Here is a 9,050-nt window from a genome sequence, read left to right as displayed (position 1 = left end):
TGGTTGGCGCAGCTGTTGCCGGCCGCCGGGCTGAGCAGCCCCGCCACGCTGACGGTGTTGCCGCACACGTTGACCGGGACGTGCACCGGCAACTGGACGGTGTTGCCGGAGATCAGCCCGGGGGATGCGACCGCACCGCCGGTCGACGTGGAGTCGGCGTGGGCGAAGCCGCCCGCCATCACCAGCGCGCCACCCGTGACCACCACAGTGGCCAGACCATTGCGGCTCATGTGCCTCATGGGGTTTCCTGCTTTCCGGAGGTTTCACGGGCAATCGCCCGCACCGGAAATAACGCGATTCGGCCATTGAGGTTATGACTCATACGCCTTTCACCCCATCGAGCGAGCGGCTAATCGAACCCTGGACGGGGTGAGTCCACGGCCCTCTTCCGCCCCGCTCCGGGGCCGGGTATCCCTTCCCCATGACGGACCCGAGCACGGACCCCAGCACGGACTCACTCACGGACCCCGGCACGGACCCCCGCACGGCTCCCGGCACCGGCCTCCCGCTGCTCCTCCTCGACGTCGACGGCCCGCTCAACCCCTATCGGGCGTGGCTCCCCCGGCTGCGCGGCTACACCGCGCACCGGATGCACCCGACGGTCTGGCTGGCCCGCCAGAGACCCGGATCCCGGCGCCACCGGCGGGGCCTGCGGGTGGTGCTCCACCCGGGCCACGGGCGGCAGTTGACGGACCTCCCTTTCCAGCTCGCCTGGGCCACCACCTGGATGCACCAGGCCAACTCGCTGATCTCCCCCGCCATCGGGCTGCCCCCGGACCTGCCGGTGATCGAGTGGCCGGAGCTCTTCGCCCGGGACCCGGACGGCCTGTACTGGAAGACCCGGCCGCTGCTGCGCTGGGCGGCGGGCCGCCCGTTCGCCTGGGTCGACGACATGATCACCGCACGGGACGTGGCGTACGCCGAGCGGCACGACGCCCCCGCCCTGCTGCTGCGGATCCACCCCCGGCGCGGTCTGCGCGAGGCGGACTTCGCGCGGCTGAGGGCCTGGGCGGGATCGCTGTAGCCCCCGGGGGCGGGACTCGGGCCGCAGGGCCCGGGGCGCGGGAGCCGAGGCGGACTCGGGTGGACCCCGCCCGCGCCGCCCCGGTCAGGCCATCGAGCCCAGGGCCAGCACCGGGTCGTCCGAGGGGGTGCCCCGGGGCCACCAGTCCTCGCGGTCCGGGTCCGACTCGTACCCGTACCACAACCCGTCCTGGCCGAGCCGCAGTTGCAGGGAGCGGGACGACAACCGGTTGCGCCGGGGCCTGAAGTGCGGGTAGTCCGCCGCCAGGAGCGCCGGGCGGGCCTTGTCGAAGGGCCCGGCGGGCGGGTCCCAGGGCTCCTCCAGGACGGTGAGCGCGGCCGGTCCGCCCTGGCGCCAGGCGGCGACCGCGCGGGCCAGGTCGGTGGGGGTGCGCCCGGTCGCGGCGGCCAGGTCCCGGTAGAGCGCCCGGGTCGCGGCGGTCAGGCCGGTGCCGGGGTGGGCGGCGGCCAGCCGGACGGCGTCCTGCCAGGGGGTGAGCGCGGCGACCGGGTCCTCGCCGGTCTCCAGGAGCGCGAACGCCCGGGCCGCGGCCTCGCCCGCCAGCAGGTCGAGCGCGAGCGGGTCGGGGGCGCCCGGCGCGTGCGGATAGGCCGGGGGGCGGCCCGGGCGGTCCAGGTGCGGCAGTGGGGGCGGCAGCGGCAGCGGGTCCTGGCCGTCCAGCACGGCGCGGGCGGGCGCGGAGGGCAGCGCGGGCTCGGCCCCGGGCGCCCCGGCGGACTCCGAGGCGGCACGGGCCGTGTTGCGCCGGGTGAGGGCGGCCAGGATCTCCTGCTCGCCGCGCCCGCGCATCAGGAACAGCACGAACGGGTCCTCGTCCAGCAGCCGTGCCGCCTGGTAGCACAGGGCGGCGGCGTGCTTGCAGGGGTAGCCGTCGTCGGGGCAGGAGCAGTCCGGCACCAGGTCGCCCGCGGCGGGCAGCAGGTCCATGACGGCCGCCAGGGCGTGCGGCACGTCCTTGTCCAGGAGCGCGGCGATGTGCTCGGGGCGGGCCGCGGCGGCGTCGAGGAACCGCTCCCAGTCGTCGTCCCCGAGGACCTTCAGCCGGATCTCGGTGCGGTACGGGCGCACCCGCGTGCCGTGCACGTAGGCGACGACCCGCCCCGGGGTGACCGTGATCGCGTCGACGAGCCCGCGGCCCGCGTACGCCCGGCCCCGGTTCAGCCGCGCCTGGTCGAGGGCGGTGTCCTCCAGCGCCTCCACCCAGGCGTTGCCCCACCAGGTGGCCGCGAACGCCCCCTTGGCCGCGGGCTGCCCGGTGAGCTGGGGGAAGGTCCGCCGGCGGTCGTCGTGGCGGAGCCCGTGCGCACGGTTCACGCCCGCCTCCCCCCGCCGCCGGGCCGCGCCCCCGGCCCCGGCGCTTGCCCCTGCCCCTGGGCCGCTCCGTGCCGCGTTCACGCCTGCCTCCTCAGCGACACCAGGTCGGCCAGTTCCCGGTCGGTCAGTTCGGACAGGGCCGCCTCTCCGGAGCCGAGGACCGCCTCGGCCAGGGCGCGCTTGGCGGCGAGCATCTCGGCGATGCGGTCCTCCACCGTGCCCTCGGTGACCAGCCGGTGGACCTGGACCGGCTGGGTCTGGCCGATGCGGTACGCGCGGTCGGTGGCCTGCTCCTCGACCGCCGGGTTCCACCAGCGGTCGTAGTGCACCACGTGTCCGGCGCGGGTCAGGTTGAGCCCGGTCCCCGCGGCCTTCAGCGACAGCAGGAAGACGGGCACCTCGCCGGACTGGAAGCGGTCCACCATCCGCTCGCGCTCGGCCACCGGCGTGCCGCCGTGCAGCAGTTGGCTGGGGACGCCGCGCGCGGTCAGGTGCGCGGAGAGCAGCCTCGCCATGGACACGTACTGGCTGAAGACGAGCACCGAGCCGTCCTCGGCGAGGATCGTGTCCAGGAGTTCGTCGAGCAGGGCGAGCTTGCCGGAGCGGCCGGTCAGGCGCACCCGCTCGGCCCGCCCGCCCTTGCCCCCCTGCTCCTTGAGGAACTGCGCGGGGTGGTTGCAGATCTGCTTGAGCGAGGTGAGCAGCTTCATCACCAGGCCGCGCCGGGCGATGCCCTGGGCGCCCTCGATCGCGCCCATGGTCTCGCGGACCACCGCCTCGTACAGCGAGACCTGTTCCCGGGTGAGGGGCACCGGGTGGTCGGACTCCGTCTTGGGCGGCAGCTCGGGCACGATGCCGGGGTCGGACTTGCGGCGGCGCAGCAGGAACGGCCGCACCAGCCGGGAGAGCCGCTCGACGGCCTGCTCGTTCTCGATGTCCCCGGGACCCTCGTGGTTCTCCACGGCGCGCGCGTGGCGGGAGCGGAACGCCTTGAGCGGGCCGAGCAGTCCGGGGGTGGTCCAGTCGAGCAGGGCCCACAGCTCGGAGAGGTTGTTCTCCACGGGGGTGCCGGTCAGGGCGACCCGCGCGGGCGTCGGGACGGTGCGCAGCGCCTTGGCGGTCGCCGAGTGCGGGTTCTTCACGTGCTGCGCCTCGTCGGCGACGACCATGCCCCAGGGGTGCCCCGCGAGTTGCTCGGCGCTGGTGCGCAGGGTGCCGTAGGTGGTGAGGACGAACCCGGCGTCCGCGCCGTCCAGGGTGCGGTCGCCGCCGTGGAAGCGGCGCACCGGCACGCCGGGCGCGAACCGGGTGATCTCGCGCTGCCAGTTGCCGAGCAGGGAGGCGGGGCAGACGACGAGCGTGGGCGCGCGGTGGGCGCGGTGCAGGTGCAGGGCGATCAGGGTGACGGTCTTGCCCAGGCCCATGTCGTCGGCGAGGCAGCCGCCCAGGCCGAGGGAGGTCATCAGGTCCAGCCAGGCCAGGCCGCGCAGCTGGTAGTCGCGCAGGGTGGCGTCGAGCCCGGGCGGCTGGGGCACGGGCACGGCTCCGGCGGTGAGCCGGTCGCGCAGCGCGGCGAGCGCGCCGACGGGCACGGCCTCGACGGTCTCGCCGTCGACCTCGGCGGTCCCGGACAGCGCCACGGCCAGCGCGTCGACCGGTTCGAGCAGGCCCAGTTCGCGCTTGCGGGCCTTGCGCACCAGGTCGGGGTCGACGACGACCCACTGGTCGCGCAGCCGCACGACGGGCCGGTGGGACTCGGCGAGGGCGTCCATCTCGCGCTCGGTCAGCGGGTCGCCGTCCAGGGCAAGCTGCCAGTTGAAGGAGAGCAGTTCGGCGCTGTCGAAGAACGGGGTGCCGTCGGTGGCCGATCCCGGCGCGGTCGGGCCGCCGCGCACGACGGCCGTCGCGGACAGGCTGCGGGCGAGTTCGCGCGGCCAGTGGACGGCGACCTGGGCGTCGGCGAGGGCCGTGGCGGCCGGGCCGAGCAGTTCGTACAGCTCGTCCTCGTCGAGGCTGAGCACGTCGGGCGCGTCCCGCTCCAGGAGGCGGCCCAGCGGCGGCCAGACGCGGGCGGCGCGGCGCAGGGCGAGGACGGCGTCCACCCGGGCGCGCGGCCCGAAGTGCTCGTCGCCGTCCCCGGCCCACAGGCGGGCGGCGTCGATGACCAGGGTGGGGTCGGCCAGGCTGTGGACCTGAAGCACGCAGGCGGCGGCGCCACGCTCCCCGGCGCGCTCGGGCGAGGTGTCGAACAGTTCGTACGCCGACAGGTCCAGGCGCAGCGATACGCGCACGCCCGCGTCCATCCCGGCGGCGGCCTCGGCGGCCCAGGCGCGCGCCCCCGGCAGGTGCTGGGCGGTGGCGGCCGCGAACGGGGCGCCCGCGGCGTGGGCGGCGGCCGGGGTGCGCGGCAGCGTGTCGGCGACGGCGTCCAGGAAGGCCCGCACCAGGGCCTCCGGCTCGGTGAGCCGCGGCGGCCTGGCCCCGGGCACCGGCACCGGGTGCCCCTCGAAGGGCAGCGCGGCGGCGACGGCCCGCAGGTGCGCGATGTCGTCGGCGTCCAGCGGGCCCGCGCGCCAGGCGTCGTGGTCGTCGGCGGTCAGGCCGGGCAGCATCCTGCCGCGGGCGACCAGGTGCAGGGCGTGCAGCGCGGCGGCGCCCCAGGCGGCGGTGGCGGGGTGGGCCGCCGGGTCGTGCCGGGCGCGCACGAGCAGCGGCAGGGCCTCGGCGACGGTGAGGATCCGGGCGGGCACGGTGCGGGCGGCGACGCCCCGGCCGTGCCGGCGGACCACGGTGAGCTCGCCGGTGGTCCCGACGACGGGCAGGAAGCCGCCGCCCGGGGACCAGAAGGCGATCCGGCCCTCGCGGGGCAGGGCCCCCGGCACGAACACGGCCGGGCACACGATGACGTCCATGGCCACACCCCCTCCCTTCCCGCCGGTCGCGGACGTTTCCTCCACTGCTCCACGACCTTACGGGCGGGGTCTGACAACGACCCCCGTCCCACCCCGCCCCCTGGCGAGCACACGCCACGGAAACGGCCCGGGACCACGGATGCGACGCCCTGAATCAACGCCTCGGACCACGAAAGCGACGCCACACGTCCCGCCCCGGACCCCGCAAGCGACGCCCCCCATCAACACCCCGAGACCCCGCAAGCGCCCCAGCACACCAACACCCCGGACAACGCCCCGAAGCGCTACCGCACCCCCTCCCACAGCTCCCGCTCGCGCCCGCGCGGATCCGCCACGACCCCCGGTCCCGCGCCCCCCGGCCCGTCGTCGAAGACCATCGTCGCGCGAGTCTCCGTGTCGTACGGCGCCCAGCCCGGGTCGCCCGTCGTCGCGAAGGCCACCCACGCCCCGTGCACGGCGTCCGCGAGCGCCTGCGGCGCCCGCTCGCCGATCATCGGCGCGTACAGCGGGTCGCGCAGGCGGTCGAAGACGAACGGCAGCTCCACGGCGTGGCAGGCGCCGAGCCGCCCGTCGAAGCGGGGCGAGCGCCAGGCGAACTCGTACGCGTACGAACCGGGCACCGACTCGGCGAGCCGGATCGCCGGGATCCGGTAGAACCAGTCGGTGGCGACCGCGTCCAGGAGCTCCCCGGCACCGGCGCCGGGCCGGGCCTCGCGGTAGACGTCGAGCCCCTTGTCCGGGTCGAGGCCGTAGGCCAGCGCCATCGCCCGCAGCTTGTCCTCGGCGAACGCGTCCAGGCGGCCGGTGGGCACCAGGAACAGCCGGTACTCCTCGCGGTTGCTGCCCACCAGCAGGCGCACCCCGCACTCGGGACCGGGCAGCGCGGGGCCCTCGGTGACCGGCTCGAACGGCATCGCGTTCAGCGCCGCCTCGCCCCACAGCCGCGGGTCCGGCCGGGCGCCGATCTCGCCGCGCAGCTCCCCCTGGGCGGCCAGCAGCTCCGGGTACCCCGCCCCGGCGATGCCCTCGGCGGTCGGCGGGACGCCGAGCTTCTCGGCGAGCCGCGCGGTGATCAGCCGGGCGGAGGCGGGGCGCAGGAAGTGGTGGGCGGCCCCGCTCTGCAGGATCGCCCGGTGGAACAGGCCGCGCGCCCGCTCCTGGCCGAGCAGCACCCCGATGGCCATCGCCCCCGCGGACTCGCCGAAGAGGGTGACGCGGTCCGGGTCGCCGCCGAAGCCCGCGATGTTGTCGCGCACCCACTCCAGGGCGGCGACCTGGTCGAGCAGCCCCCGGTTGTCGGGGACGCCCTCCAGGTGCGCGAACCCGTCCGCGCCCAGGCGGTAGTTGACGGAGACGAAGACCACGCCGTCGCGCGCGAAGGCCGTGCCGTCGTACGCGGGCGTGGAGGAGGAGCCGTTGGCGAAGGCCCCGCCGTACAGCCAGACCATCACGGGCAGCCGGGCCGCGGGCCCGGGCGAGGGCGTCCACACGTTGAGGCTGAGGACGTCCTCGCCGGGCACGGAGTGCTCCGGCAGCAGGGCGTCCATGGGCGGCTGATAGGCCGCCTTGGGCGGGGTCGGGCCGAACGCGACCGCCTCGCGCACGCCCGTCCACGCCTGCGGGGGCGCGGGCGGCGCGAACCGCAGCGGCCCCACCGGGGGCGCCGCGTAGGGCACCCCCAGGAACGAGGCGACGCCCCGCTCCGAGAGCCTGCCGCGCACCCTGCCGTACGCGGTCGCCGCCTCCGGGGCCGCGCCCGCGTCCCGGTCCGGCCCGCCGCCGGGGCCCCTGTCCTCGTCCCTCACGTCGTCCATCCGCCGTCCGCTCCTCGTGTTCCCCGTGGTGCGCCGTGGCCGGTGCCCGCGCACCGCGCGCCCCGTGCGGGGCGTCCCCCTCTCGTACCCCGCCGCGCCGCTCCCCGTAAAGACCGCTACCGGTCCCCCGGGCGGCCCACCCCCGGATGCCGGGGTCCGCGGGCGCGGGCAAGGTGGCGTGCACGAGACCCCCGCAGAGACGAGGACCCGCTCATGTCCGATCACCGGCGTCACCGGCGCCTCGGCATCGCCGCCGGGGCCGCGCTCCTGACCCTCGCCGTCGCCGGCTGCTCCGGTCTGGGACGGACGGCGGTCGGCCCGGTCACGTACGAGACGGAGAAGGACGCCGTCGTCTCGGTGATGAGCCCGCCGGTGAAGGGCTGCCACCGGCTCGGCGCGACCGGCGCGAAGAAGGTCGAGAACGGCACGCTGGTCGACCTGGTGCTCTACCGGACGCCCGACTGCCGGGGCGGGGACACCACCTACCTGGCGACGCGGCTGTTCGACGAGATCGTGCCGGGTACGGAGCCCTGGCGCAGCTACTCGGTCGTGCACTGATCCCGTCGCGGCCGTACCGCCTCAGCGCAGCAGGAACTCCTCCGCGGCCCGGGCCCCGGCCTGGCTGCGGCTCTGGACCGAGTGTCCCGCGCCCTCGATGACGGCCAGTTCCGCCTTGGTCGCCGCGGCGGCCACCTCCCTGGCCCACTGCACGGGCGTGGACAGGTCGCGGTCGCCGGCCAGCAGCAGCGTCGGCACGGTCAGCGGCCCGCCGTGCCCCGGCGCGGGGTCCGGGCGCGAGGCGGGCCAGGGCAGGCAGGTGCGGGCCAGGCCCTGCTCGGCGGCGGTGGCGGGCTCGAACGGCCACACCCGGGACGGCTCCAGGCGCGCCACGGCGTCCCGCAGCGCGTCCTCGCGGCCCTCGACGGGCGTGCCCGCGTCGCCCCACGGCCACGGCGAGTCGGCGCACAGCGTCGCCGCGTGCAGCCCGGAGCTGAAGCGCTCCTTGGGCTCGCCGTCGGGCCCGTAGTAGTTGGCGACCAGGCGCTCCAGCGGGCCGGGGTCGCCGTTCGCCGAGGCGTGCAGCGCGCGCAGCACGCCCAGCCGCGGGTCCGCGAGGCGCGGGTCGACGATGCTGGCGACGACGAGCAGGTTGAACACGCCGACGCCGTTGTGGTCGCGGCGCACCACCCGGGCCAGCTCCCCGGCCGGGTCGTAGTCGCAGCCCTGCTCCGCGCAGGCGGCCCGCAGCACCCGTCCGGCCTGCGCGAACGACTCCTCGTACAGGGTCGCCGCACCGTCCAGCGGCACGACCGAATCGAGGACGAGGCGGCGCACCCGCTCGGGGTGGGCCAGCGCGTAGCGGCCCGCGGTGAAGCTGCCGTACGAGACGCCGTCCAGGGTCCAGCTGGCCTCGCCGAGGGCGGCGCGCAGGTCCTCCAGGTCGGCGACGGTGTCGGAGGTGGTGTAGAAGTTCCGCCGGGCGCCGAGGCCGTCGGCGCAGCCGCGTACGGCCGCCGCGCTGGGGGCGACGGTGTCGCTGCTGCCGACCTCCCGCTGGAGCAGCGGGCAGTCCAGGGCGGTCGCACCGGTGCCCCGCTGGTCGATCACGGCCAGGCGGTACCGGGCGAGGGCGCCGGGCAGCCGCTTGCGGACGGTGCCGAGGAAGGGGACGCCGGGCTGGCCGGGGCCGCCGGTGAGGAAGAGCAGGGTGCCGCGCGGGGCGTCGGCGTCACCGACGAGGGCGACCTGGAGGGCCAGGGTCCCGGGGTGGGCGCCGGTGCGGTCCAGGGGGACGGCCAAGTCGGCGCAGACGGCGTCCGCCTGGCCGGGGCAGGGGCGCTGTCCGGTGAGCCGGGGAGGGTCCGCGCGGCCCGGGCCCGGGCCCCCGCACCGGCAAGCGGTTATGCGCGGAGGAGCTCGGCGACACCACCGCCGAGGTCACCGCCCTCGCCACCTTCTAAATAT

At 76.5% G+C, this 9,050-nt stretch carries 7 protein-coding genes; 2 read left to right on the top strand and 5 right to left on the bottom strand.

All coding sequences use genetic code 11. The features are described from left to right. Window positions 1-239: chaplin (locus ABT160_RS45635; protein ID WP_351655977.1), on the bottom strand; the 239-nt coding region annotated here is incomplete at its 3' end. A gap of 182 nt (window positions 240-421) precedes the next feature. Here ABT160_RS45635 and ABT160_RS45630 point away from each other — a divergent pair. Continuing rightward, window positions 422-1,024: a hypothetical protein gene (locus ABT160_RS45630; protein WP_351655974.1), complete on the top strand. Its 603-nt coding sequence runs from the start codon at window positions 422-424 to the stop codon at window positions 1,022-1,024. An 84-nt stretch (window positions 1,025-1,108) separates the two neighbouring features. On the opposite strand, the gene ABT160_RS45625 is transcribed toward ABT160_RS45630, so the two are convergent. The 3 genes from ABT160_RS45625 to ABT160_RS45615 form a co-directional block, all read right to left on the bottom strand. Beyond that, complete coding sequence (locus ABT160_RS45625) at window positions 1,109-2,359, bottom strand: SWIM zinc finger family protein (protein ID WP_351655971.1); 1,251 nt, start codon at window positions 2,357-2,359, stop codon at window positions 1,109-1,111. Window positions 2,360-2,436: 77 nt separating this feature from the next. Continuing rightward, window positions 2,437-5,271, bottom strand: a complete 2,835-nt coding sequence (locus tag ABT160_RS45620; protein ID WP_351655968.1) for an SCO1167/SCO6262 family helicase — start codon at window positions 5,269-5,271, stop codon at window positions 2,437-2,439. A 284-nt stretch (window positions 5,272-5,555) separates the two neighbouring features. After that, a complete protein-coding gene (locus ABT160_RS45615) occupies window positions 5,556-7,085 on the bottom strand; it encodes a carboxylesterase/lipase family protein (protein ID WP_351655966.1) in 1,530 nt (509 codons plus the stop codon). Window positions 7,086-7,298: 213 nt separating this feature from the next. Between ABT160_RS45615 and ABT160_RS45610 the strand changes: the two genes are divergently transcribed. After that, complete coding sequence (locus tag ABT160_RS45610; protein WP_351655963.1) at window positions 7,299-7,643, top strand: hypothetical protein; 345 nt, start codon at window positions 7,299-7,301, stop codon at window positions 7,641-7,643. 21 nt (window positions 7,644-7,664) lie between these two features. On the opposite strand, the gene ABT160_RS45605 is transcribed toward ABT160_RS45610, so the two are convergent. Then, window positions 7,665-8,885 carry an alpha/beta hydrolase gene (locus ABT160_RS45605; protein WP_351655961.1) on the bottom strand — a complete coding sequence of 407 codons (1,221 nt, stop codon included), beginning with the start codon at window positions 8,883-8,885 and terminating at the stop codon, window positions 7,665-7,667. Window positions 8,886-9,050 lie beyond the last annotated feature (165 nt).

Source organism: Streptomyces sp. NPDC001941 (assembly GCF_040296945.1).
Taxonomy (GTDB): domain Bacteria; phylum Actinomycetota; class Actinomycetes; order Streptomycetales; family Streptomycetaceae; genus Streptomyces.
This window is presented reverse-complemented; position numbering and strand designations above follow the sequence as displayed.

What these genes read in the sequence shown, in the direction of transcription:
- ABT160_RS45610 (WP_351655963.1), top strand. Translation starts at nt 7,299, where the DNA reads ATGTCCGATCACCGGCGTCACCGGCGCCTCGGCATCGCCGCCGGGGCC.
- ABT160_RS45620 (WP_351655968.1), bottom strand. Translation starts at nt 5,271, where the DNA reads ATGGACGTCATCGTGTGCCCGGCCGTGTTCGTGCCGGGGGCCCTGCCC.
- ABT160_RS45630 (WP_351655974.1), top strand. Translation starts at nt 422, where the DNA reads ATGACGGACCCGAGCACGGACCCCAGCACGGACTCACTCACGGACCCC.
- ABT160_RS45615 (WP_351655966.1), bottom strand. Translation starts at nt 7,085, where the DNA reads ATGGACGACGTGAGGGACGAGGACAGGGGCCCCGGCGGCGGGCCGGAC.